This window comes from Streptomyces sp. NBC_01237 (assembly GCF_035917275.1).
In the GTDB taxonomy this organism is placed as follows: Bacteria; Actinomycetota; Actinomycetes; order Streptomycetales; family Streptomycetaceae; genus Streptomyces.
In genome coordinates this window covers 2,323,567-2,347,873 of the sequence record NZ_CP108508.1, presented here as the reverse complement: position 1 = coordinate 2,347,873, position 24,307 = coordinate 2,323,567, and the positions used below count along the sequence as shown (strand labels likewise).

Genomic DNA, 24,307 nt, shown 5'->3' with positions numbered 1-24,307 from the left:
CGGGACTGAGGATCAGTCGTGGGAGTGGAGAGGCTTGCCGGCCAGAGCCAGGTGGGCCTCGCCCATGGCCTCGTTCTGGGTCGGGTGGGCGTGGATGAGCTGCGCGACCTCGGCGGGCAGCGCCTCCCAGTTGTAGATCAGCTGAGCTTCGCCGACCTGCTCGCCCATACGGTCACCGACCATGTGGACGCCGACCACGGCACCGTCCTTGACCTGGACGAGCTTGATCTCGCCCGCGGTCTTCAGGATCTTGCTCTTGCCGTTGCCCGCGAGGTTGTACTTGAGGGCGACGACCTTGTCCGCGCCGTAGATCTCCTTGGCCTTGGCCTCGGTGATCCCGACGGAGGCGACCTCGGGGTGGCAGTACGTCACCTTCGGCACACCGTCGTAGTCGATCGGGACGGTCTTGAGACCGGCCAGCCGCTCCGCCACCAGGATGCCCTCGGCGAAGCCGACGTGGGCGAGCTGGAGGGTCGGGGCCAGGTCGCCCACGGCCGAGACGGTGGGGACGTTGGTCTGCATGTACTCGTCGACGAGGACGTAGCCGCGGTCCATCGCGACACCGGCCTCCTCGTAGCCCAGGCCCTGCGAGACCGGGCCGCGGCCGATGGCGACCAGGAGCAGCTCCGCCTCGAAGGTCTTGCCGTCGGCGAGGGTCACGCGGACGCCGTCCTGCGTGTACTCGGCCTTGTCGAAGAACGTACCGAGGTTGAACTTGATGCCGCGCTTGCGGAACGCGCGCTCAAGAAGCTTCGAGCTGTTCTCGTCCTCGACCGGGACGAGGTGCTTGAGGCCCTCGACGATGGTGATGTCGGTGCCGAAGGACTTCCACGCCGAGGCGAACTCGACGCCGATCACGCCGCCGCCCAGCACGATCGCGGACTTCGGTACGCGGTCCAGCTTCAGCGCGTGGTCCGAGGAGATGATCCGGTTGCCGTCGATCTCCAGGCCCGGCAGCGACTTCGGCACGGAGCCGGTCGCGAGCAGCACGTGGCGGCCCTCGACGCGCTGGCCGTTCACGTCGACCGAGGTGGCGGACGAGAGCCGGCCCTCACCCTCGATGTAGTGGACCTTCCGCGAGGCGATGAGACCCTGCAGACCCTTGTACAGGCCCGTGATCACTTCGTCCTTGTACTTGTGGACGGCCTCGATGTCGATGCCCTCGAAGGTCGCCTTGACGCCGAACTGGCCGGCTTCGCGAGCCTGGTCGGCGATCTCGCCGGCGTGCAGCAGCGCCTTCGTGGGAATGCAGCCGTTGTGCAGGCAGGTACCGCCGACCTTGCCCTTCTCGATCAGGGCGACGTCCAGGCCCAGCTGAGCTCCGCGCAGGGCCGCGGCATAACCGCCGCTGCCACCGCCGAGGATCACTAGGTCGAAAACGGTGCTGGCGTCGTTCGCCACGTCACGTCCTCCATGCATGTGCGCCGTACGCCGGGCCCCGTCGCTGGGGTGTGACCGGCCGGTCGGCTGGTGTTCGGCCGCTTTTGTTATTCGGCCCTGTGGTGGGGGCCCTGTCCTGCCGAGAACCCATCTTCGCACTTGTTGACGGTGGGCGGGACGCGGGGCCCGTGTCTGAGACGGATGATCGTCCGTCCCGGACGGTTACCGCTGCGTAGAGACGTACGGATTTCGTTGAGAGCGAAACCCGCCGCAACCGCGCGACGATGTCGACAAAGGAACACATACGGCCCCGGACATATGCCCGGGGCCGTACATCGTCAGCGATCTCAGCCGAGGTCTCCGGCGGCGGTGCGCTCCGCCAGCTTCACCAGGGTGCGGACCGAGGAGCCGGTGCCGCCCTTGGGCGTGTAGCCGTACGGCGCGCCCTCGTGGAAGGCCGGGCCCGCGATGTCCAGGTGCGCCCAGGCGATGCCCTCGCCCACGAACTCCTGGAGGAACAGACCGGCCACCAGGCCGCCGCCCATCCGCTCGCCCATGTTGGCGATGTCGGCGGTCGGGGAGTCCATGCCCTTGCGCAGGTCGGCGGGGAGCGGCATCGGCCAGGAAGCCTCGCCGACCTCCTCGGCGATCTCGTGGATGGAGGTGCGGAAGGCGTCGTCGTTCGCCATGATGCCGAACGTGCGGTTGCCGAGCGCCAGCACCATCGCACCGGTCAGGGTCGCCACGTCGACGATCGCGTCCGGCTTCTCCTCCGAGGCGCGGGTCAGCGCGTCGGCGAGGACGAGACGGCCCTCGGCGTCGGTGTTCAGGACCTCGACGGTCTTGCCGCTGTACATGCGCAGCACGTCACCCGGGCGGGTGGCGTTGCCGGAGGGCATGTTCTCGGCGAGCGCCAGCCAGCCGGTGACGTTGACCTGGAGGCCGAGGCGGGAGGCCGCGACGACGGCGGCGAACACGGCGGCGGCGCCGCTCATGTCGCACTTCATCGTCTCGTTGTGGCCGGCCGGCTTCAGCGAGATGCCGCCCGAGTCGTAGGTGATGCCCTTGCCCACGAGGGCCAGGGTCTTCTCCGCCTTCGGGTGCGTGTAGGCGAGCTTCACCAGGCGCGGGGCGTGGGTCGAGCCCTGGCCGACACCCAGCAGACCGCCGAAGCCGCCCTTGACGAGCGCCTTCTCGTCGAGGACCTGCACCTTGATGCCGTGCTCCTTGCCGGCGGCGGTGGCCACGGCGGCGAAGGACTCGGGGTACAGGTCGTTCGGCGGGGTGTTGATCAGGTCGCGGGCGCGGTTGATCTCCTCGGCGACGGCGACGGCGCGCTCGGCCGCGGCCTTGAACGCCTTGTCGCGCGGCTTGGCACCGAGCAGGGCGACCTCGGCGAGCGGCTGCTTGGGGCCGTTGCCCTTCTTGCCCTTGGGAGCGATCTTGTCCTCGCCGCCCTGGTAGGCGGTGAAGGCGTACGCGCCGAGCAGCGCGCCCTCGGCGACGGCCTCGGTGTCCTCGACGGACCCGGCGGGCAGAGCGAAGCCGGCCTTCTTCGCACCGGCCAGCGCGCGGGCGGCGTTGCCCGCGGCCCGGCGCAGCGCCTCGCTGTCGTACGCGTCGTCCTTGTCCGGGACCGGACCGAGCCCGACCGCGATGACGACCGGGGCCTTGAGGCCGGACGGCGCGGGGAGCTTGGTCACTTCGCCCTCGGCACCTGCGGCACCCAGGGTCTCCAGGACGGTGGCGAGCTTTCCGTCGAACGCCTTGTCCACGGCCTCGGCGCCCGGTGCGAGGACCGGGCCCTTGGCGCCCTTCGCGACGCCGACGACGAGTGCGTCGGCGCGCAGCGTCGCCGCGCCGGCAGTGCTGAGAGTGAGAGCAGTCACGGTGGTGAAATCTCGCTTCCGTTGAGTTCTGAGTCGGTCGAGGGGTGGGCCGACCGTGCCCGGCGCATCGTAGACGCCGCCGCAATGTGCCGGGAATGAGCCTACGCGCGCCTTTCCTGTTGGATCACGGCGGCGGGCCGTTCCCGGCGCGGGGGCGGTCCTGCTGCCGGTCACGGGCGGTCCGTTCCCGGTGCCGCCCGGTCGTGCGGGGCCCCTTCGGACGGGCTGGGTCCCGGGGAGATCCGGTCCGGCAGTAGGGTCGTTGCTCCCGGTGGAACGCCGGACGGGCAAGGAGCGGGGAGCGGGGGAGCGGTGCGAGGCGGCGGTGCGACGGTCGGTACGGGGCGATGGTCGCCGGTCCCCGTCACCGTACTGATTCTGTTGGTCCTGTTGTCCGGCTGCGCCTCGGGGCGGCCGGAATCCGACCCCGGACAGCCGCACGCCGATTCCTCCGGGCCGCACGCCGGCTCCCGCTGGCGCCCCGAACCGGGCCTGGACTGGCAGTGGCAGCTCTCCGGCCGGCTCGACCCCACGGTCGACGTCCCGGTGTACGACATCGACGGCTTCGACCACGATGCCGCCGCGGTGGCCGATCTGCACGACAGGGGCCGCAAGGTCATCTGCTACCTCTCCACCGGCGCCTGGGAGGACTTCCGCCCGGACGCCGGGAAGTTCCCGGCGTCCGTGCTCGGCCGTGGCAACGGCTGGGAGGGCGAGCGCTGGCTCGACATCCGCGCCGTCGACGTCCTGGAGCCGCTGATGGAGGCCCGGATCGCCATGTGCGCGAAGAAGGGCTACGACGCCGTCGAGCCGGACAACATGGACGGCTACCGCAACCGCACCGGTTTCCCGCTCACCGCCGACGACCAGCTGCGCTACAACCGGCTGATCGCCCGCGTCGCCCACCGCCACGGGCTCGCCGTGGGCCTGAAGAACGACCTGGACCAGATCCCGCAGCTGGTGGCGGACTTCGACTTCGCGGTCAACGAACAGTGCGCCCAGTACGGCGAATGCGCCGAACTCAGCCCGTTCATCGAGGCGGACAAGGCCGTCTTCCATGTCGAGTACGAGCTGCCGGTGGCACGCTTCTGCGCCGACTCCCGGCGGCTGGGGCTGAGCTCGCTGCTCAAGAAGTACGAACTGGGGGTCTGGCGGAAGGCGTGCTGAGGCGGGAGCGCGAGCAGGACCCGGCTCAGGGCCCCAGCGCCAGGACCACCAGCGCCGCCGTCGCCGCCGTCTCCGTCAGCGCGCCGAACACATCCCCGGTCACCCCGCCGAAGCGCCTTACGCAGTGCCGCAGCAGCAACTCGGCGGCGACGAGGGCGCCCAGCACGGCGAGCGCGTGGTGCAGGGCCCCGTACGGGCCCAGGAGCGCCCCCGCCGCCGCGCAGCCCGCCACCGTGACGGCCCCGGCCGCCAGCGCGCCCCGGGCCGGAACGGTGGAGGCGACCACCGCGCCCAGGCCCTCCGGGCGGGCCGCCGGGACCCCCTGACGGGACGCCAGCGTGAGCGCGAGGCGGGCGGCGACGGCGGCGACGGCCGCGCCCAGCGCCCCGTGCGCCCAGCCCTGCCCGTAGAGCTGGAAGAGGACCGCGACCTGGGCCAGCAGGACCAGGAGCAGCGCGATGACACCGAACGGACCAATGTCCGACTGCTTCATGATCCGCAGCGCGGCTTCCGCCGGTTTCGCGCTGCCGAGTCCGTCGGCGGTGTCCGCCAGGCCGTCCAGATGCAGGCCCCGGGTGAGGGCGGCGGGCACCGCGACGGAGGCGACCGCCGCGAGCAGCGGCCCCGACCCGAACAGCAGCAACAGGGACCCGAGCGCGGCGGCGAACAGGCCCACGACGAGGCCGGCGAGCGGGGCGCAGAGCATTCCGGCACGCGCGCTCTCGCGGTCCCAGCGGGTGACGCGGACGGGGAGCGCGGTCAGGGTGCCGAAAGCGAAACGTATGCCGTGGCTGTTCAGGGAGGTCACCGCGGGCAGGCTAGCCGGTTCATCCCGCCGATAGATTGGGCAAAACACATCAAAGCCTGCGCAACGTGACTTATCGGGAGTAGGTGGCATGGGTCACTGGTGGCACACGAACATCACCGAGCCGGGCAAGCTCCCGCTGCTCCTGGCGCTGAGCGCCTTTGTGCTGACCTTCGCCGTCACCCGCACCATCACCCGGCTGATCCGGGCCGGGAAGGGCCCGTTCCGCAACATCGCCCCGGGCGGGGTACACGTCCACCACGTGGTGCCCGGCGTCGTGCTGACCGTGGTCGGCGGCTTCGGCGCGGTCGCGAGCGGGCGGCACGGGGCCGCCGCGGGGACCTGTGCGGTGATCTTCGGGATCGGGGCGGGGCTCGTGCTGGACGAGTTCGCGCTGATCCTCCACCTGAACGACGTGTACTGGACCGAGCAGGGGCGCCAGAGCGTGGAGGTCGTCGTCCTCACCGCCTCGCTCGTCCTGCTGGTCCTGGCGGGCTTCTCGCCGCTGGGGGTGAACGACGTGAGCGGCTCGGAACAGCAGAGCAGGCTGAGCGTCATCACGTCCTTCGCGATCAACTTCTGCTTCGTGCTCATCGCCCTGTTCAAGGGCAAGGCGCGGATGGCGGTGGTCGGCACCCTCGTCCCGTTCGTCGCGCTGACCGGCGCGATCCGGCTGGCCCGGCCGACCTCGCCGTGGGCGAAGCGGTTCTACCGGCACAGGCACCGCGCCCGTGCCCGGTCGGTGCTGCGCGCGTACCACCACGATGTGCGATGGGCGGGTCCCCGCCGCAGATTTCAGGACCTCATCGGCGGGGCGCCGGACCGGGTGCCGCTGCCGCCCGGCCGCGAGCCCTGACCGCGCCGCCGTGCGCGTACCTCCACCACCGCGCACAGCGCCAGCACGACGACGATCGCGGCCAGATGCTCCTTGCCCGCCAGGTTGTCCTTGAAGACGATCTCCACCACCATCGCCACGATCACCAGCGCTCCGGTGAACCAGGCCCGGCAGGCATGGCAGACGTACACCGCGAGCCCCACCACCGCCGCCGACGGCCCCGTGTCCACGACCTGTGCGTCGGAGGCCGGCAGCCCGAGGAAACCGGCCGGGCCGACCGCGATGCCGACCCGTGCGTACAGCGTCCCGGCCAGCGTCGCCAGATAGGCGATGCCGAGCGTGCGCCGGCGTCCCAGACAGATCTCGGCGACGCCGAACACCAGCAGCAACTGCGCCAGCGCACCCCACACCGGCAGATCGAGGGCGGGGACGAACAGCGAGAGCGGGGTACGCAGCAGAGCGAGCCACAACGGGTCCTCGGCCTGCACCGCGCCGAGGTTCTGCACGGTCCGAAAGCCCCAGGACTGGTTCTGCACCACCTGTATCAGCGCCGTCAGGAGCACCGCCGCCAGCGTCATCGGCACGGCCCGCGCACCACGCGCGGCGAGCGCCCGCCGTACGGTCCCCAGCAGCGGCCCCCACTCCCGTCGGGCCGCGGCGCGCAGGGCGCCCCCGCGGATCATCTACGGGTGGCCAGCTGCGAGCGATGCAGCCACTTGGGCAGCCCGGGAGCCTCCAGGAACCCTTCGGCGCGGCCCGCCGCGACGCCGATGCGCAGCAGATCGGCGCTCTTCTCGAAGAGCATGAAACGGGGCTCCCAGATCGGTCGGTACTTGGCGTTGGCACGGTAGAGCGACTCGATCTGCCACCAGCGCGAGAAGAAGCTCAGCAGGGAGCGCCACAGCCTCAGCACCGGTCCGGCACCCAGGCGCGATCCCCTCTCGAAGACGGAGCGGAACATCGCGAAGTTGAGAGAGACCTGCGTGATCCCGATCTCCTCGGAGCGCTGGAGCAGCTCGATGACCATGAACTCCATCAGGCCGTTCTCCGCGTCCCGGTCGCGGCGCATCAGGTCCAGCGAGAGACCGTGCGGGCCCCACGGCACGAAGCTCAGCACGGCGCGCAGCTCGCCCGGCCGCCCGTCCCGGGAGTCCCGGCCGTCCTGGTCCCGAGGGGCGGCGTCCCGGCACTCCAGCATCACGCACTGTCCGTCCGCCGGGTCGCCCAGGCGCCCCAGCGCCATCGAGAAGCCGCGCTCGGTGGCCCCGTCGCGCCAGTCGTCCGCGCGCCGCAGCAACTGGGCCATCTCGTCCTCGGGGATGTCCTCGTGCCGCCGGACGGTCACCTCGTACCCGGCCCGCCTGACGCGGTTGTACGCCTGGCGCACGGTGCGCATCGCCCGCCCGTCGAGGGTGAACTCGGCGGTCTCCACGATCGCCTCGTCGCCCAGTTCCAGCGCGTCGAGGCCGTGCCGGGCGTAGACGGTGCCCGCCTCCTCGCTCGCGCCCATCACCGCCGGGATCCAGCCGTGCTCCCGTGCCTCGGTGAGCCACGGCACGATCGCGCCCGGCCAGGCCTCCGGGTCGCCGATCGGGTCACCGGAGGCGAGCGACACCCCGCCGACCACGCGGTAGACCACGGCCGCCTTCCCGGTCGGCGACCAGACGACGCTCTTCTCGCGGCGCAGCGCGAAGTAGCCGAGCGAGTCCCGGTCCCCGTACGCGTCCAGGAGGGCGCGGAGCTTCGCCTCGTCCTCGGGAGTCAGCGCGTCGACGGCCCGGCGGGCGCGGAACGCCGCGTACACGACGGCGATGAGCAGCAGCGTGGACAGGATGTTGATGACGACGTTGACCCAGCCCGGTGAGGTGATGCCGGGGAAGCGCGAGTCGTCGGCGGCGACGGAGATCAGCCGCAGCGCCCCGTAGCGCCAGCGGTCCAGGAACGTCGAGCGGTACTCGTCGTGCGCGGTGTTGGTGAGCGTCACCAGCCCCGCGGCGAGCAGCGAGGTGATCAGCAGCCCGCCGACCGCCACCGCGGCGGCCAGCTTCGGGTTGGAGCGGTCGCCCTTCGCGTAGAACTCCCGCCGGCCCAGCAGCAGGGCCAGGACGAACGCCGCGGTGAGGGCCAGCGAGACCCAGTTCTGCGCGTGCTGCCGGATCTCCGGGAAGAGGAACGCGAGCGCCAGGAGGAGCAGCAGGAGCCCGCCCGCCACCATGTTGACGATCCAGGCGGCCCGCTTGCGACGCCGCATCGTGACGGCCAGGAACAGCGCGACCACCCCGGAGGAGAAGCCCGCGGTGAGCAGATAGGGGGTGAAGAAGTTCTCGGTGTTGTGGCGCCGCAGATCCTGGCCGAGGCTGACCCAGACGGCGCTCAGGAAGTTGATGAACGAGACGATGCGCAGATACCAGATGGCGAACGCCGCGCTGCGCCGGGACCGGGCGGTACTGCGCCCGGCTTCCTCACTGGCCGATCGGACCTCTCCCATGAAACGCGATCATATGGGGCGTCGCGGTTCATGGTGGCGCGGGGGCTGCGGCCGGTGTCCGGCCGGCCGCGGCCCGGGAGGGCCGGTCCGGTCAGACGCCGCTCTTCACGTCGTCGCCCTCGGTGCCGGAGCCGGTGTCCGCCGCCCCCTCCGCTGCGTCGTCCGTGTCCGTCTCCTCGTCCGGCGCGCGCTCGGGCAGTTCGGCGGCCAGCGCCGCCGCGGCCCGGACGAGCGGCAGGGAGAGCAGCGCTCCGGTTCCCTCGCCCACGGTGATCCCGTGGTCGAGCAGCGGAGTCAGCGCCATCCGGTCCAGTGCCTTCGTCTGCGCGGGCTCACCGCTGACCTGTCCCGCCAGCCACCAGTCCGGGGCCCGGAACGCCGCGCGCTGGGCCACCAGCGCACAGGCCGCCGAGACGACGCCGTCCAGGATCACCGGCATCCGGCGCACCGCGCTCTGGAGCAGGAAACCCGTCATCGCCGCCAGATCCGCGCCGCCGACCGTGGCCAGCAGCTCCAACTGGTCGCCGAGGACCGGCCGCGCCCGGCGCAGCGCGTCCCGGACCGCCGCGCACTTGCGCATCCAGGCCAGATCGTCGATGCCCGCGCCGCCGCGCCCCGTCACCACCGAGGCGTCCGTGCCGCACAGGGCGGCGATGAGGGTGGCCGCGGCCGTGGTGCCGCCGACACTGAGATCGCCGAGCACCACCAGATCGGTCCCGGAGTCGGCCTCCTCGTCGGCGATCGCCATACCGAGACGTACCGCCCGCTCGGCCTCCTCCGCCGTCAGCGCGTCCTCGATGTCGATGCGCCCGCTGCCACGCCGCACCCGGTGCCGCACGACGGACTCGGGCAGCAGCTCCGGGTCGCAGTCCACACCGGCGTCGACGATCCGCAGCGGCACGGAGAAGCGGCGGGCCAGCACCGATACGGGACTAGCGCCGTCCAGCGCGGCCCGGACGAGGTCGTACGTACTCCCCGCCGGGCGGCCGGAGACACCCAGCTCCGCCACCCCGTGGTCACCGGCGAAGAGCACCACGCGTGGCTGTTCGACCGGCTTGACCGGCACGGACTGCTGGGCGGCGGAGAGCCACTCGCCCAGTTCGTCGAGGCGGCCGAGGGCGCCCGGCGGAACGGTCAGCCGCTCCCGGCGTTCCTCGGCGTCGCGCCGTACGCCGCCGTCGGGGCGTTCGATCAGATCGGAGAAGTCGTCCAGATTCACGGAGGTCTGCCTCGCGGGTCGTAACGTCGGGGGCCGGGAACCCGGCGGCGGGCTCCTGCCGGGAACAGTACCGGTGCCCCCTCCCGAGAAGTGCCGCCGGAGGCGGGCTCACCCCCGCAGCACCAGCACCTGCCCCGCCACCGCCAGCAGAACCTCCTCGCACTCCGCCGCGACCGCCGCGTTCAACCGCCCCAGCTCGTCCCGGAACCGCCGCCCGGCCGCCGTCGCCGGTACGACCCCCGAGCCCACCTCGTTGGTCACCGCCACCACCTTCCGCGGTGTCCCGCGCACCGCGTGGACCAGCTCAGCGACCCGTTCCCGCAACGCCTCCTCGCCCCCGTCCGCCCACCGCGCGTCGTCCCAGGCGTCCACCCGGTCCATGGCGTCCGTCAGCCACAGCGAGAGGCAGTCGATCAGCAGCGGCGGCCCGTCCAGGGTCAGCAGCCCCGCCAGCTCACAGGTCTCCTCGGTGCGCCAGGTGGAGGGCCGGCGCTCCCGGTGCAGGCCCACCCGCGCCGCCCACTCGGCGTCGCCCTCCCGGCGGCCGCCGGTCGCCACGTACACCACCTCGGGGAAGGTCTCCAGACGCTGCTCGGCCTCCAGCGACTTCCCGGACCGTGCCCCGCCGGTCACCAGCGTGCGCCGGGGCACGTCCGGCACCGCGTGGTACTCGCCCACCACCAGCGTCGTCCCGTCCGGCACGGCGCGTGCTCCGGCGGCCGCGAGCTGCCGGTCCAGCGCGGCGCCGGGCGGTGCGTCATGGCCGAGATGGACGGCGATCACCTCGGTGGTCGGGCCGACCGCGTCGACGGCCCGCAGCCGGGCCACCGCGTCGGGCCGTGCGATCACATCGCCGACCACCATGTCGTACGGCGCCGCCACCCGCCCGGTGAGCCCTGCGGGCGCGGCGCCGGGCGGCAGGTACAGCAGCCGCTCGCCCTCCGGCGCCGTCACCTCGTAACCGGTCCCCGGCGCGTCCATCGGCACCGCCCGCACCCGGTGCCCGCTGATCAGCGTCAGTACCTGGCCGTCCGGCACCCGCCCGGCAGGCGGCAGCACGGCGGGCAGCTCGACGGCGGGCCCGTCATGGGGATGGGTCAGCAGCACCTGGCGCACCGCGCCCAGCGAATGTCCCGCGCGGGCGGCCGCGAGCACGGCCCCGGGGGTGAGGTCGAGCAGCAGCGCGTCGTCGATCAACAGGGAGGTCGCGGCCCGCGCCCGCGGACCGCGGGCGCTCGCGCAGGCGGCGCAGGGGCAGTCGGGCTTGGGCAGCCCGTCGGGGGCTCCGGTGCCGAGCAGAGTCAGTTCCACGCCCTGATCCTCCCGCGTCCCCGCGCCGGGTGCGCGCCCGGCTAGGCTTCGGGCAGCAACGTGACCCAGGAGGCGGACATGGCGTGGACGTGGCGGTTCGAGAAGTCCGACGGTACGGAGACGGAGCCGGCTCTTCAGCCGGACGAGTTCACGACCCAGGGCGATGCGGAGTCCTGGATCGGTGAGTTCTGGAAGGAGCTCGTGGAGGGCGGAGCGGAGCAGGTGACGCTCTTCGAGGACACGACCAAGATCTACGGCCCGATGAGTCTCCGCGCGGATCAGCCCGATCAGGCCGAACAGGCCGAACAGGCCGACCAGGCCGGTCAGGCCGAGGCCGACCGGGCCGGTGCGGCCGACACGGCCTGACCGGGTACGGCCCCGCGGCTCCGTACGACGGGAAGGGGCGGGCGGCGCAGGAGAACCTGCTGCCGCCCGCCCCTTCCGCGTACCGTGCCGGCCCTGATGGTGCTCCGCGTACCGTGCCGGCCCTGATCGTGCTCCGGGCCCCCGGTCCGCTTCCTCAGATCTCGCCCAGCGTGACCTCGGCCGTCTTCTCCGCGTCGCTGCGCAGGTACGTGACCGTGACCTTCTGGCCCGGCTTCTCGCTGGCCAGGACCTCGGAGAGCGACGTGATCGTCGTGACCCGGTCGCCGCCGACCTCGGTGATGATGTCGCCGGGCCGCAGCCCCGCCTTCTCCGCGGCGCCGCCCTTGGTCACGCTGACCAGCGCCACTCCGGCGGGCCGGTAGCTGCTGTCGACGACCGTGCGCCCGGTGATGTTCAGCGCGGCCCGTCCCGAGTCGGTGACCTTGCCGCTCCTGATGATCTGGTCGGCGACCGTCTTCACCATCGACACCGGGATCGCGAACCCGATCCCGGGGGCCGCGCTGTCACCCATCTGCGGGTCCGTCGCCGCGAGCGTCGGAATACCGATCACCTCGCTGTCGAGGTTCACCAGCGCACCGCCGCTGTTGCCGGGGTTGATCGCCGCGGACGTCTGCACCATGTCGGCGATCGTCGCCCCCGTGCCCCCGCCCGTACGGCCCTCGCTCACGGTCCTGCCCAGGGCCGAGACGATGCCCTGGGTGACGCTGCTGGAGAGACCGAGCGGCGAGCCCATCGCCATCACGATCTGCCCCACCTCGACCTTCTCCGAGTCGCCGAACTTCGCGGCCTTCAGCCCGTCGGGGACCTGGTCGAGCTTGATGACGGCCAGGTCCTGTTCCGGGTACGAGGAGACGAGCGAGGCGCTGAGCACCTTCTCACCGGTGGCGACGCTGACTTTGAAGGTCTTCTCCGAGCCGACCACATGGGCGTTCGTGACGATATGGCCCTTGTCGTCATAGACGATGCCCGAGCCCAGGCTGTCGGAGGCATCGATCTGCACGACCGACGGCAGGACGTCCTTGATGACGGCCTGGTAATCGGCCTGCAGGTCATTGGTGGCACGGGAGGCCGAGCCCTGAACCGTGCCCGACGGGCTGGACTCGCCCGCGGAGCGGGAAGTGGAGTCGGCGTCGGAGCAGCCGCCCACCAGGGCGATCGCGCAGACACCTGCGGTCAACGGCAGCAACAGCCGGCGCACTCGGCTGCGGGAGTGAGATGCATCCATGTCCGGAGTCTCACGTCTGACCCCCGCCCGCGGCCTGCGCTGATGGGCCGAACGGGGCCGTACGGGCCGCTCCGGCCCGGGGACCGGAGCGCGGGGCGCACCGGAACGGTCCCCGCGTCCCGCCGGAGTCCTGCCCTCAGCCGCGCACGCCGCACAGATGCAGCAGTGCCGCCACCCGGCGGTACGGGTCCGTGCGGCCGGCCCGGTCCTCAGCCGCCAGCAACTGCTCCAGCTCCGTGGCGGCGGGCAGCTCCACGTCGTTGCCCACGTGGTCCGTGAAGACCCGCACCCCGTACCAGGCGTGCAGCGGCGCCGCGATCCCGGCGAGCGTGGCCGTCAGGGCGTCGAGCCGGTCGGCGCGCACGGTGGCGCCGAGCCGGTTGGTGTACGTGGCCGTGTCGAACGCCGACAGCGCGCCGTCGAAGTCCCCGGCGTGCCCGGGGCGCATCGCGAGGGCGTCCGCGTTCCGTACGAGCAGGGAGAGCAGTCCGCCGGGAGCCAGCATCCGGGCCAGGCCCGCCAGTATCGGGTCCGGCTCCTGGACATACATCAGCACACCGTGGCAGAGCACCAGGTCGAAGCTGCCGGGCAGGAAGTGCACGCCGGTGTCCCGGCCGTCACCCTCGATCAGCCTGACCCGTTCCCGGATGCCCTCGGGCTCCGCCGACAACGCCTCGCGGGCGGCCCGCAGCATCTCCGCGTCGGCCTCCAGACCGGTCACGGAATGACCGGCCCTGGCCAGCCGCAGCGCCTGGGTGCCCTGGCCCATGCCGACATCGAGCACCCGCAGCCGCTGTCCCACCGGGAAGCGCGCGGCTATCTGCTCGTCCAGCTGTCGGGCGACGAGTTCCTGGCGGACGGTGTTGCGCAGTCCGCCGAGACCCTTCAGCCACACCGAAGAGACCCCGGTGAAACCGGAGGTCTCCGTACTCAGGGCCGCTCTCCCCGCTTGACCTGGGGCTTCGGGAGCCGCAGGCGGCGCATCTGGAGCGTGCGCATCAGGCCGTACGCGACGGCGCCGCGCTTCGGGGTGTCCGGGAAGCGTTCCCGCAGCTGCTTCTTGAGCCGGAACGTGAGGCCGACGGAGTCGACCACGATCAGCACGATCACGCCGAGCCAGAGCAGCAGCGAGATGTTCTGGATGTTCTGGATCTGGATCACGCTGAGAATCAGGATGATCACGGCGAGCGGCAGGAAGTACTCGGCGATGCAGAAGCGCGAGTCCACGAAGTCACGGACAAAGCGCCTGACCGGCCCCTTGTCGCGCGCCGGGAGGTAGCGCTCGTCACCGGTGGCGAGCGCCTCACGCTGCTTGGCCAGGTCGACGCGGCGCGCTTCGCGCTGGCGCTTCATGGCCTCCTTGCGATCGGTCGGCGTGCTGGAAGCACGTCGGCGCTGCGTCTGGGCCTCGCTGCGCTTGGGGGTGGGGCGACCCTTGGGAGCCTGCGGGTCGCGGGACGTCTTGGAGAGGTCCGGCGTGGGGACCTTCTCTTCCTTGGCACGGCTACGGAACACAAAACCCAAGGGTACGGGGTCGTCCGCGACGAGTCCGGACCGGGCGGGAACGATCCGGCAACGGCCTGCGTCCTGAGAAGCACCCCGACAGGGGCAGAACGGACGTTTGCCGCCGGTTTCCCTGACCGCCACCTACTCCCTGGGCTGGAGCGGTCACCGGGGGCAGTCGTCCTTTGGGAGGAGCACATCCGCTCCCTGACAGTGCGGTAATAGAGACAGGGCCCGTACTGTGGGTTCTGTTGGAGTGCTGGAGCTCAGTCCGTCAGAAGGGGGCGCGCGAAGCCCATGAGCGGTGTCATGAAGCGTATGGGGATGATCTTCCGCGCGAAGGCAAACAAGGCCCTTGACCGGGCCGAGGATCCGCGCGAGACCCTCGATTACTCGTACCAGAAGCAGCTGGAGCTGCTTCAGAAGGTACGCCGCGGCGTCGCCGATGTGGCGACCTCGCGCAAGAGGCTGGAGCTGCAGCTGAATCAGCTGCAGGGACAGTCGTCCAAGCTGGAGGACCAGGGCCGCAAGGCGCTGGCGCTCGGTCGTGAGGACCTGGCGCGCGAGGCGCTGTCCCGGCGTGCCGCCCTCCAGCAGCAGGTCACGGACCTGGAGACGCAGCACACCACGCTGCAGGGTGAGGAGGAGAAGCTCACTCTGGCGGCCCAGCGGCTGCAGGCCAAGGTCGACGCCTTCCGTACGAAGAAGGAAACGATCAAGGCGACCTACACGGCGGCCCAGGCGCAGACCCGGATCGGCGAGGCGTTCTCCGGGATCTCCGAGGAGATGGGCGACGTCGGCCTGGCGATCCAGCGGGCCGAGGACAAGACGCAGCAGCTCCAGGCGCGGGCCGGCGCCATCGACGAGCTGCTCGCCTCGGGCGCCCTGGACGACCCGACCGGGACGGCGAAGGACGACATCGCCGCCGAGCTGGACCGGCTCTCCGGTGGTACGGATGTGGAGCTGGAGCTGCAGCGCATGAAGGCCGAACTGGCCGGCGGCTCCTCCTCGTCGCAGCAGGCCATCGAGGGCGGTGCCCAGGACGCCGCACCGCAGTCGCAGCAGTCTCCGCACAAGTTCGACAAGCAGTAAGGGCAACGTCATGATCGTACGGATCATGGGGGAGGGCCAGGTCAAGCTGGCCGACAGTCATGTCACCGAGCTCAACGAGCTCGACGACGTACTGCTCGCAGAGATGGAGAGCGGCGACGGCCCCGGCTTCCGCACCACGCTCCACGCGCTCCTGGACAAGGTGCGCGAGCTGGGCACGCCCGTGCCGGACGACTCCCTGGAGCCGTCCGGGCTGATCCTGCCGTCGCCGGACGCGACCCTCGAAGAGGTGCGCGCCATGCTCCGTGACGACGGGCTGATCCCCGGCTGACTCCCGCCGCCGTACGCGCAGGCCGGTCCCGCGCTCCACGCTTCCGCAGTACCCGCACAGCTGTGCCCCGCCCGGTCCGCCGGCCGCGGGGCACAGTGCTGTCCGCCCCGGCCCGTCCGCGCTGTGGCCGTATGCGCACACCGCGGGGACGGATCCGTGTACGACACGCCGTACCGTTGCTCGATGTGACCACCCTCTCGACCGGGCTCATGCGCGCCCGCCGCTGGCTGCGGGACCATGCCCTCGCGTTCGACGGGGCCCTCGCTCTCCTCGTGCTCCTGAGCATGATCTGCGGGTCGTTCGCCGACCCGGACTCGGCGAACGGGAGACCGAGCTTCGGCACCCGTACCCCCGAAGCCTTCAGCGTGCTCATGATGGTGCTCAGCGCGTGCGCGCTCGTGCTGCGCCGGCGGCGCCCCGTGGCGGTGCTCGCTTTCACCGGGGCCCTGTCGGTCGTGGAGTTCGTGACGATGGACCCGCCGGCCCCGGTGGTGATGGGAGCGGTCATCGCGCTCTACACCGTCGCGTCCCGCACCGACCGGCCCACCACCTGGCGGGTCGGGCTGCTGAGCGTGGCCGTGCTGACGGTGACCGCGATGTCCTTCGGCTCGGCCCCCTGGTACAGCCAGGAGAACCTCGGCGTCTTCGCCTGGCTGGGGCTGGCCGGTGCCGCCGGGGACGCCGTCCGCAGCAGGCGCGCGTTCATCGACGCGATCAGGGAGCGTGCCGAACGGGCCGAGCGGACCCGCGAGGAGGAGGCCCGCCGCCGGGTCGCCGAGGAGCGGCTGCGGATCGCCCGGGACCTGCACGATGTCGTCGCCCATCACATCGCCCTGGTCAACGTGCAGGCCGGGGTGGCCGCACACGTCATGGACAAGCGCCCGGACCAGGCCAAGGAGGCGCTCGCCCACGTCCGGGACGCCAGCCGCTCCGCGCTCAACGAACTCCGGGCCACGGTCGGGCTGCTGCGGCAGTCGGGCGATCCCGAGGCGCCCACGGAGCCGGCCCCCGGGCTGGCCGTCCTCGGCGGACTGGTGGAGACCTTCCGCAACGCCGGGCTCCCCGTCGAGGTGGCCTGCGTCGACCACGAGCCGCCGCTGCCCGCCGCCGTCGACCTGGCCGCCTACCGGGTCATCCAGGAGGCGCTGACCAACGTCCGCAAACACGCGGGATCCGGCGCCAGAGCGGAAGTGAGCGTCATACGGGTCGGGGCCACCGCCGAGGTCACGGTGCTCGACAACGGCCGGGGCGGTGACGCGTACCCGGACGCGAAGGACGAGGACCGCGACGGTGGCGGCCACGGTCTCATCGGCATGCGCGAACGCGTCACCGCCCTCGGCGGCAGCCTCACCGCGGGCCCTCGGTACGGAGGCGGATTCCGGGTGCATGCGATCCTGCCGGTCAAGGCCCGCGCGGGTGAACCGGAACGGCCGGGCACGGCGGGCAGGACGGGGGGACGCGCGTGACACCGATCAAGGTGCTGCTCGTCGACGACCAGGCACTCCTGCGCAGCGCGTTCCGTGTGCTGGTGGACTCGGAGCCCGACATGGAGGTCGTGGGCGAGGCGGCGGACGGTGCGCAGGCCGTGGAACTGGCCCGCTCGACGCGCGCCGACGTGGTGCTGATGGATATCCGGATGCCGGGCACCGACGGGCTCGCCGCCACCCGCATGATCAGCGCCGATCCGGATCTGGCGGAGGTGCGGGTCGTCATGCTCACCACGTTCGAGGTGGACGAGTACGTCGTGCAGTCGCTGCGTGCCGGAGCCTCGGGCTTCCTCGGAAAAGGTGCGGAGCCGGACGAACTCCTCAATGCCATCCGTATCGCCGCGGGCGGTGAGGCGCTGCTCTCCCCGGCGGCGACCAAGGGCCTCATCGCCACGTTCCTCGCGCAGGGCGGAAGTTCGGGGGAGGGCCCGGACGCCGCCGAGTACTCCCAGCGGCTCGCCGCGCTCACCGTCCGCGAACGCGAGGTCCTGGTGCTGGTCGCGGGCGGACACTCCAACGACGAGATCGCCGAACGGCTCGCCGTCAGCCCACTCACCGTCAAGACGCATGTGAACAGGGCGATGGCGAAGCTCGGCGCCCGGGACCGCGCCCAGTTGGTGGTCATCGCGTATGAATCGGGCCTGGTCCGCGCACGGCTGGAGTGACGGCCGAGCGACGGGCGCGGCCCGGCGGGCGGCGGACGGAGCGTCGGGCAGGTCGACAAGTGCGGCTACGGGTGGAGATCCGGCGTACTCCACCTGCGGTATGCGCGACATAAGAAAGCAACCCGGGGGCCGACGTTCCGGCAACCGGGATCGGCGATCGTAGAGGTGGCGGGATGTCCCCGGTTTCTCCCGCCCATCTGCCGCGTAAGCCACAGAAGAGAGACCCACCCATGTCCTGGCTGTCCAGATTCAGCCTCGCGCAACGGGCCCTGATAGGGCTGATCTCGATCGTCGCGCTCGTGTTCGGCGCCATCGCGATCCCGCAGCTCAAGCAGCAACTGCTGCCCACCATCGAACTTCCGATGGTGTCGGTGCTGGCCCCCTACCCGGGTGCGTCCCCCGATGTGGTCGAGAAGCAGGTCGTCGAACCGCTCGAAAACTCGATCAAGGCCGTCGACGGCGTCGAGGGCATCACCTCGACCGCCAGCGAGGGCAACGCCGTCCTCATGGCGACGTTCGACTTCGGTGACGAAGGCACCAAGCAACTCGTCGCCGACATCCAGCAGGCCGTGAACCGGGCCCGCATCCAGCTCCCCGACGATGTCGACCCCCAGGTCATCGCCGGTTCCACCGACGACATCCCGACCGTGGTCCTCGCCGTCACCTCCGACAAGGACCAGCAGGCGCTCGCCGACCAGCTGGACCGCACGGTCGTCCCCGCCCTGGAGGACATCGAGGGTGTCGGACAGGTCGCCGTCGACGGTGTCCAGGAGCTCCAGATCTCCGTCGTCCCCGACGACAAGAAGCTCGCCGCGGCCGGTCTGAACGCCGGATCGCTGGCCCAGGCGCTCCAGGCGGGCGGCGCCACCGTCCCGGCCGGTTCGTTCTCCGAGGCCGGCAAGAGCCGCACCATCCAGGTCGGCGGCGGCTTCACCTCGCTGAAGCAGATCGAGGACCTCCAGGTCACCGCGAAGGACCCGGCGACCGGCCGGCCCGGAGAGCCGGTCCGCGTCGGTGACGTCGCCGCGGTGAAGCAGGAGCCGTCCACCGCGGTCTCCATCACCCGTACGAACGGCAAGCCGAGCCTCGCCGTCATGGCGACCATGGACAAGGACGGCAGTGCCGTCGCCATCTCGGACGCCGTCAAGGACAAGCTCCCGGACCTGCGCAAGGACCTCGGCGCCGGTGCCGAGCTGACCGTCGTCTCCGACCAGGGCCCCGCCGTCTCCAAGGCGATCTCCGGCCTGACCACCGAGGGCGCGCTCGGCCTCGTCTTCGCGGTCATCGTGATCCTGGTCTTCCTCGCCTCGCTGCGCTCGACCCTGGTCACCGCGGTCTCCATCCCGCTCTCCGTGGTCCTCGCCCTGATCGTGCTCTGGACCCGCGACCTCTCGCTGAACATGCTCACGCTCGGCGCCCTGACCATCGCGATCGGCCGCGTCGTCGACGACTCGATCGTGGTCCTGGAGAACATCAAGCGTCACCTCGGCTACGGCGAGGAGCGCCAGCCGGCGATCATCGCGGCCGTCAAGGAGGTGGCCGGAGCGGTCACCGCGTCGACGCTCACCACGGTCGCCGTCTTCCTGCCGATCGGTCTGGTCGGCGGCATGGTCGGTCAGCTCTTCGGCTCGTTCTCCCTCACCGTCACCGCGGCCCTGCTGGCCTCCCTGGTCGTCTCGCTGACCGTGGTCCCGGTCCTGTCGTTCTGGTTCCTGCGCGCCCCCAAGGGCACCGCCGAGAACCCGGCCGAGGCACGCCGCAAGGCCGAGGAGAAGGAAGCCGCCAGCAAGCTGCAGCGGCTCTACGTGCCGGTGCTGCGCTTCGCGACCCGGCGCCGTATCACCAGCCTCGTCATCGCCGTCGCGGTGCTCTTCGGTACCTTCGGCATGGTGCCGCTGCTGAAGACGAACTTCTTCGACCAGGGTGAGCAGGAAGTCCTCTCCGTCAAGCAGGAGCTGACCCCCGGCACCAGCCTGGCGGCCGCCGACGAGGCGGCCCGGAAGGTCGAGAAGGTCCTCAACGACGACAAGGGCGTCAAGGACTACCAGGTCACCGTCGGTTCGTCGGGCTTCATGGCGGCCTTCGGCGGCGGTACGGGCGCCAACCAGGCGTCGTACCAGATCACCCTGAAGGACTCGGGCGACTTCGAGGCCGCCCAGGACCGTATCGACGAGGCCCTCGGCAAGCTCGACGGCATCGGCGACACCACCATCGCCGCGGGCGACGGCTTCGGCAGCCAGGACCTCAGCGTGGTGGTCAAGGCCGCCGACGGGGACACCCTGAAGAAGGCGTCCGAAGCGGTACGCACCGAGGTCGCCAAGCTCAAGGACGTCACCGACGTCCAGAGCGACCTCGCGCAGAGCGTCCCGCGCATCTCGGTCAAGGCCAACGACAAGGCGGCCGCCGCCGGATTCGACGAGGCCACGCTCGGCGCGGCCGTCGGCGGTGCGGTGCGCGGTACCCCGTCCGGCAAGGCGATCCTGGACGACACCGAGCGGGACATCATCGTCAAGTCGGCCCACCCGGCCACCACCATGGCCGAGCTGAAGGACCTGCCGCTCGGCCCGGTCAAGCTCGGTGCGATCGCCGATGTGAAGCTGGTCCCCGGCCCGGTCTCGATGACCCGGATCGACGGACAGCGCTCCGCGACGATCACCGCCAAGCCCACCGGTGACAACACCGGTGCGGTCAGCACCTCGCTCCAGTCGAAGATCGACTCCCTGGACCTGCCGGAGGGTGCCACCGCCACGATCGGCGGTGTCTCCGAGGACCAGAACGACGCCTTCATGAAGCTGGGCCTGGCCATGCTGGCGGCCATCGCGATCGTCTTCATGCTGCTGGTGGCGACCTTCCGGTCCCTGGTCCAGCCGCTGATCCTGCTGGTCTCCATCCCGTTCGCGGCGACCGGCGCCCTGGGGCTGCTCATCATCACCGGCACCCCGATGGGCGTCCCGGCGATGATCGGCATGCTGATGCTGATCGGCATCGTGGTGACCAACGCGATCGTGCTGATCGACCTGATCAACCAGTACAGGTCGCAGGGCATGGGCGTCGTCGAAGCGGTCGTCGAGGGCGGCCGTCACCGGCTCCGCCCGATCCTGATGACCGCTCTGGCGACGATCTTCGCCCTGCTCCCGATGGCGCTCGGCGTCACCGGCGAGGGCGGCTTCATCTCGCAGCCGCTGGCGGTCGTGGTGATCGGTGGTCTGATCACCTCCACGCTGCTGACCCTGCTGCTCGTCCCGACGCTGTACGCGATGGTCGAGCTGCGCAAGGACCGCAGGGCCGGCAAGAAGGCGGCCAAGCGGGCGAAGAAGGCCGGCGTCCCGGCGCCGACGGCCACCGACGAGAGCCGCGAGAGCGAGCCTTCGAGCGTGTGATCCGTCCATCCGTCCAGCAGCCCCGGGCTGCTGGACGGATCATGACCGGCCGACGCCCATGACGAAGGGGCCTGTCCCACGCACTCCGCGTGGGACAGGCCCCTTTCGCTGTCCACCGCCCCCGAGCGGGGGAGGGCGAGCGTCAGCCGGCCTCCACGGGGGCTCGGACGAGACGGAGCCAGAGATCGGGGCTCCGGTCCGCGTGGCGGACGCTCAGCGCCGAGATCTCGCGGACCAGACGGCCACGGACCTCCTCCGGTGCCGCGGCGGCCAGGTCCACGGGCTCCTCCGGAGTGATGCCGTCGGTGGCGCCCGCCAGGATCATGCCGACCTGGGCATGCGCGAAGGAGGAGAGCCGGTCGCCGAAGACCTCGCCCTCGATGCCCGCGGCATGGAGCAGCGAGTTGGCGTCTCCCGCGTCCAGGGCGCGCCGCAGATAGCTCTGGAGCGCCTCGCGGTCGCGGAGCAGCCGGTGGGCGGCGGTGATCCCGTGGGAGCGGGAGACATGGAGGAGGGCGTCGTGGGTGAGGGGCGCGGAGGGCGGGGCGGTGGTGCGCAGCAGGTCGGGGTGGTCCCGCAGATACTGCTGGGACTCCTTCCAGCCGCTGCTCCGGAGCCATTCCGCGAGCTGGTCGTCCAGCATCGGACGGGGAAGGACGACGTCCGCGCCCTCGGCCAGGATGCGTTCCCTGAGCGCCTGGTGCTGCCGTGCGGAGTCCGGGGAGACGAGCGCGTATTCGGCGAGTGCGACGGGCGCGTCCGGTGAGCTCAGAGTGCCGGAGTGATCCGTCCAGTACGCGTACGAATCGGCCCATGTGGCGCTGAGGAGCCAGGCGGCGACGGTCTTGAGCGTCGCCTCGGGGAGCGGCAGCCACGCGGGCACCGGCCCGCCGGACTGCTCCTGCCACACCGTGTCCAGAGCCTCGTGGTTGGCCGGCGCGGCATGCCCGTAGGCGCGAAGAGCCCGTCTGGCGCGGAAGCGCGCGCTGTCCGCCCCTTCGGCGGGCGGGCGGTTCGGCCGGGTCGGCCGGACGGTCCGCCTGTGCCACCAGGTTCCGCAGCGCGGATTCGGTCCGCGGGCCCGGCTGTTCGAGCAGAAGGATGTCGCGTTCGAGGGCGCTGCCGGTGGCGGGATCGATCGTCATCGGAACTTCCACTGACGTATCGGGGCCCGTGCGAGGTCCCGCCGCAGCGTAGTCACGGCACGAGCGCCCATGTGCCGGACAGGGGAAAACTCAGCCTGTCCGGTCACATGGGGATACGACGGATACAGCGGATACGACGGGATGCGGCGCACAACGAGGGCGTACGCCGATGCCGATGCGATGCCGTGGCCGCGGGGACGCGGCCGCGGCCGCCGCGGCTACGCCAGCGCCAGCATCCGCTCCAGCGCGAGCTTCGCGTACTTCTCCGTCTCCGGGTCGACCTCGATCCGGTTGACCAGGTTGCCCTCGGCCAGCGACTCCAGCGTCCAGACGAGGTGCGGGAGGTCGATCCGGTTCATCGTCGAGCAGAAGCAGACCGTCTTGTCGAGGAAGACGATCTCCTTGTCCTCGGGCGCGAAGCGCTCGGCGAGGCGGCGGACCAGGTTCAGTTCCGTGCCGATCGCCCACTTCGAGCCGGCCGGGGCCGCTTCCAGGGCCTTGATGATGTACTCGGTCGAGCCGACGTAGTCCGCGGCCGTCACGACCTCGTGCTTGCACTCCGGGTGCACCAGGACGTTGACGCCGGGTATGCGGGCGCGCACGTCGTTGACGGAATCGACCGAGAAGCGTCCGTGCACCGAGCAGTGCCCGCGCCACAGGATCATCTTGGCGTTCCGCAGCTCCTCGGTGGTCAGACCGCCGCCCGGCTTGTGCGGGTTGTAGAGGACACAGTCCTCCAGCGTCATCCCCATGTCCCGTACGGCGGTGTTCCGGCCGAGGTGCTGGTCGGGGAGGAAGAGCACCTTCTCACCCTGCTCGAAGGCCCACTCCAGGGCCGTCCTCGCGTTGGAGGAGGTGCAGATCGTGCCGCCGTGCCTGCCGGTGAACGCCTTGATGTCGGCGGAGGAGTTCATGTACGAGACGGGCACCACCTGCTCGGCGACACCCGCGTCGGTCAGGACGTCCCAGCACTCGGCGACCTGTTCGGCGGTGGCCATGTCGGCCATCGAGCAGCCCGCCGCCAGGTCGGGCAGGACGACCTTCTGGTCGTCGGTCGTCAGGATGTCCGCGGACTCGGCCATGAAGTGCACGCCGCAGAAGACGATGTACTCGGCCTCCGGCCGCGCGGCCGCGTCCCGGGCGAGCTTGAACGAGTCGCCGGTGACGTCCGCGAACTGGATGACCTCGTCGCGCTGGTAGTGGTGGCCGAGGACGAAGACCTTGTCCCCGAGCTTCTCCTTCGCGGCACGCGCACGCTCCACCAGGTCCGGGTCGGACGGGGAGGGGAGGTCGCCGGGACACTCGACGCCGCGCTCGCTCTTCGGGTCGGCCTCGCGGCCGAGCAGCAGCAGCGCGAGGGGTGTCGGCTGTACATCCAGGGGCTGGGCCGTGGTCACGTCACGCACCCTTTCTTCTCTGCAGACTCGCCTTTTCGTCTATTTGACGTTATCTATCATAACCGCTTCGTGTCACTTTGACGATGCCGATAGCGTCGATGTGACGCATCCCGCCACCGGTGCGGTGTGCGAGCATGAAAAGGAACAGACACGCGCCTGGCCCGGAATGAATCCGCGGCCCCGACGGTTGAAACGTCGGCAAGCAGTCCGTACAACCCGGGAGAGAAGCAGATGTCCGTATCGGACGAGACCACCACCGTGAACGACGGCATCCTCCTTTCGGACGCCGCCGCAGCCAAGGTCAAGGGCCTGCTGGAGCAGGAGGGCCGTGAGGACCTCGCGCTGCGTGTCGCCGTTCAGCCCGGCGGTTGCTCGGGCCTGCGCTACCAGCTCTTCTTCGACGAGCGTTCGCTCGACGGCGATGTCGTGAAGGACTTCGACGGCGTCAAGGTCGTCACCGACCGGATGAGCGCCCCGTACCTGGGCGGCGCCTCCATCGACTTCGTCGACACCATCGAGAAGCAGGGCTTCACGATCGACAACCCGAACGCCACGGGTTCCTGCGCCTGCGGTGACTCCTTCAACTAGGCGTCGCGAGGCAACGACCGACGGCGGCGGCCCCCGGGGATCACTCCCCGGGGGC

20 protein-coding genes and 1 pseudogene are annotated in these 24,307 nt (G+C 71.1%); 9 read left to right on the top strand and 12 right to left on the bottom strand.

Going from position 1 to position 24,307, the window contains the following annotated elements; translation table 11 throughout:
• Positions 1 to 12: 12 nt before the first annotated feature.
• Entirely contained in the window at positions 13 to 1,401 is a 1,389-nt protein-coding gene (gene lpdA, locus OG251_RS10455) for a dihydrolipoyl dehydrogenase (RefSeq protein WP_326676895.1), read from the bottom strand.
• Positions 1,402 to 1,727: 326 nt separating this feature from the next.
• Entirely contained in the window at positions 1,728 to 3,269 is a 1,542-nt protein-coding gene (locus OG251_RS10450) for a leucyl aminopeptidase (protein WP_326676894.1), read from the bottom strand.
• A 372-nt stretch (positions 3,270 to 3,641) separates the two neighbouring features.
• Between OG251_RS10450 and OG251_RS10445 the strand changes: the two genes are divergently transcribed.
• Entirely contained in the window at positions 3,642 to 4,436 is a 795-nt protein-coding gene (locus OG251_RS10445; RefSeq protein WP_442818416.1) for an endo alpha-1,4 polygalactosaminidase, read from the top strand.
• A gap of 25 nt (positions 4,437 to 4,461) precedes the next feature.
• On the opposite strand, the gene cobS is transcribed toward OG251_RS10445, so the two are convergent.
• On the bottom strand, positions 4,462 to 5,244 hold the full coding sequence (gene cobS, locus OG251_RS10440; protein WP_326676893.1) for an adenosylcobinamide-GDP ribazoletransferase: 783 nt from the start codon (positions 5,242 to 5,244) through the stop codon (positions 4,462 to 4,464).
• An 88-nt stretch (positions 5,245 to 5,332) separates the two neighbouring features.
• Here cobS and OG251_RS10435 point away from each other — a divergent pair, with 88 nt between their 5' ends.
• Positions 5,333 to 6,097: a hypothetical protein gene (locus OG251_RS10435; RefSeq protein WP_326676892.1), complete on the top strand. Its 765-nt coding sequence runs from the start codon at positions 5,333 to 5,335 to the stop codon at positions 6,095 to 6,097.
• On the opposite strand, the gene OG251_RS10430 is transcribed toward OG251_RS10435, so the two are convergent.
• The 4 genes from OG251_RS10430 to OG251_RS10415 all read right to left on the bottom strand — a co-directional run bounded on the left by OG251_RS10430 (position 6,037) and on the right by OG251_RS10415 (position 11,094).
• Positions 6,037 to 6,759 (bottom strand): hypothetical protein, encoded by a 723-nt coding sequence (locus OG251_RS10430; protein ID WP_326676891.1) that lies wholly within the window; start codon positions 6,757 to 6,759, stop codon positions 6,037 to 6,039. The genes OG251_RS10435 and OG251_RS10430 overlap by 61 nt on opposite strands.
• Positions 6,756 to 8,564: a phosphatidylglycerol lysyltransferase domain-containing protein gene (locus OG251_RS10425; protein WP_326676890.1), complete on the bottom strand. Its 1,809-nt coding sequence runs from the start codon at positions 8,562 to 8,564 to the stop codon at positions 6,756 to 6,758. The genes OG251_RS10430 and OG251_RS10425 overlap by 4 nt, the downstream gene beginning before the upstream one ends.
• A gap of 91 nt (positions 8,565 to 8,655) precedes the next feature.
• Entirely contained in the window at positions 8,656 to 9,783 is a 1,128-nt protein-coding gene (gene cobT / locus OG251_RS10420; protein WP_326676889.1) for a nicotinate-nucleotide--dimethylbenzimidazole phosphoribosyltransferase, read from the bottom strand.
• A 108-nt stretch (positions 9,784 to 9,891) separates the two neighbouring features.
• The gene (locus OG251_RS10415; protein ID WP_326676888.1) at positions 9,892 to 11,094 is read right to left on the bottom strand and encodes a bifunctional adenosylcobinamide kinase/adenosylcobinamide-phosphate guanylyltransferase; all 1,203 of its coding nucleotides are present in this window, start codon (positions 11,092 to 11,094) and stop codon (positions 9,892 to 9,894) included.
• A 78-nt stretch (positions 11,095 to 11,172) separates the two neighbouring features.
• On the opposite strand from OG251_RS10415, the pseudogene OG251_RS10410 reads away from it, so the two are divergent.
• Positions 11,173 to 11,373: pseudogene (locus tag OG251_RS10410) on the top strand (hypothetical protein); the annotation flags it as partial.
• 241 nt (positions 11,374 to 11,614) lie between these two features.
• On the opposite strand, the gene OG251_RS10405 reads toward OG251_RS10410, so the two are convergent.
• From OG251_RS10405 to OG251_RS10395, 3 genes are all read right to left on the bottom strand, one after another.
• On the bottom strand, positions 11,615 to 12,706 hold the full coding sequence (locus OG251_RS10405; RefSeq protein ID WP_326676887.1) for a S1C family serine protease: 1,092 nt from the start codon (positions 12,704 to 12,706) through the stop codon (positions 11,615 to 11,617).
• A gap of 136 nt (positions 12,707 to 12,842) precedes the next feature.
• Positions 12,843 to 13,577 (bottom strand): class I SAM-dependent methyltransferase, encoded by a 735-nt coding sequence (locus OG251_RS10400; protein ID WP_326681210.1) that lies wholly within the window; start codon positions 13,575 to 13,577, stop codon positions 12,843 to 12,845.
• A 59-nt stretch (positions 13,578 to 13,636) separates the two neighbouring features.
• Positions 13,637 to 14,221: a DUF3043 domain-containing protein gene (locus OG251_RS10395; protein ID WP_326676886.1), complete on the bottom strand. Its 585-nt coding sequence runs from the start codon at positions 14,219 to 14,221 to the stop codon at positions 13,637 to 13,639.
• Between the two features lie 297 nt (positions 14,222 to 14,518).
• Between OG251_RS10395 and OG251_RS10390 the strand changes: the two genes are divergently transcribed.
• The 5 genes from OG251_RS10390 (at position 14,519) to OG251_RS10370 (ending at position 21,122) form a co-directional block, all read left to right on the top strand.
• Entirely contained in the window at positions 14,519 to 15,301 is a 783-nt protein-coding gene (locus OG251_RS10390; protein WP_073725485.1) for a PspA/IM30 family protein, read from the top strand.
• Positions 15,302 to 15,311: 10 nt separating this feature from the next.
• On the top strand, positions 15,312 to 15,590 hold the full coding sequence (gene pspAA, locus OG251_RS10385) for a PspA-associated protein PspAA (protein ID WP_073725151.1): 279 nt from the start codon (positions 15,312 to 15,314) through the stop codon (positions 15,588 to 15,590).
• Positions 15,591 to 15,775: 185 nt separating this feature from the next.
• Positions 15,776 to 17,056 carry a sensor histidine kinase gene (locus tag OG251_RS10380; RefSeq protein ID WP_326676885.1) on the top strand — a complete coding sequence of 427 codons (1,281 nt, stop codon included), beginning with the start codon at positions 15,776 to 15,778 and terminating at the stop codon, positions 17,054 to 17,056.
• Positions 17,053 to 17,742 (top strand): response regulator transcription factor, encoded by a 690-nt coding sequence (locus tag OG251_RS10375; protein ID WP_326676884.1) that lies wholly within the window; start codon positions 17,053 to 17,055, stop codon positions 17,740 to 17,742. Before OG251_RS10380 ends, OG251_RS10375 begins: the two co-directional genes overlap by 4 nt.
• A 230-nt stretch (positions 17,743 to 17,972) precedes the next feature.
• Positions 17,973 to 21,122 (top strand): efflux RND transporter permease subunit, encoded by a 3,150-nt coding sequence (locus OG251_RS10370; protein ID WP_326676883.1) that lies wholly within the window; start codon positions 17,973 to 17,975, stop codon positions 21,120 to 21,122.
• A 142-nt stretch (positions 21,123 to 21,264) separates the two neighbouring features.
• Here OG251_RS10370 and OG251_RS10365 read toward each other — a convergent pair whose 3' ends face one another.
• On the bottom strand, positions 21,265 to 22,032 hold the full coding sequence (locus OG251_RS10365; RefSeq protein WP_326676882.1) for a hypothetical protein: 768 nt from the start codon (positions 22,030 to 22,032) through the stop codon (positions 21,265 to 21,267).
• Between the two features lie 453 nt (positions 22,033 to 22,485).
• On the bottom strand, positions 22,486 to 23,673 hold the full coding sequence (nadA, locus tag OG251_RS10360; RefSeq protein ID WP_326676881.1) for a quinolinate synthase NadA: 1,188 nt from the start codon (positions 23,671 to 23,673) through the stop codon (positions 22,486 to 22,488).
• Positions 23,674 to 23,895: 222 nt separating this feature from the next.
• Here nadA and OG251_RS10355 point away from each other — a divergent pair, with 222 nt between their 5' ends.
• Positions 23,896 to 24,252, top strand: coding sequence for a HesB/IscA family protein (locus tag OG251_RS10355; RefSeq protein ID WP_073725163.1), 357 nt, complete (start codon positions 23,896 to 23,898; stop codon positions 24,250 to 24,252).
• The last annotated feature ends 55 nt before the right edge of the window (positions 24,253 to 24,307 follow it).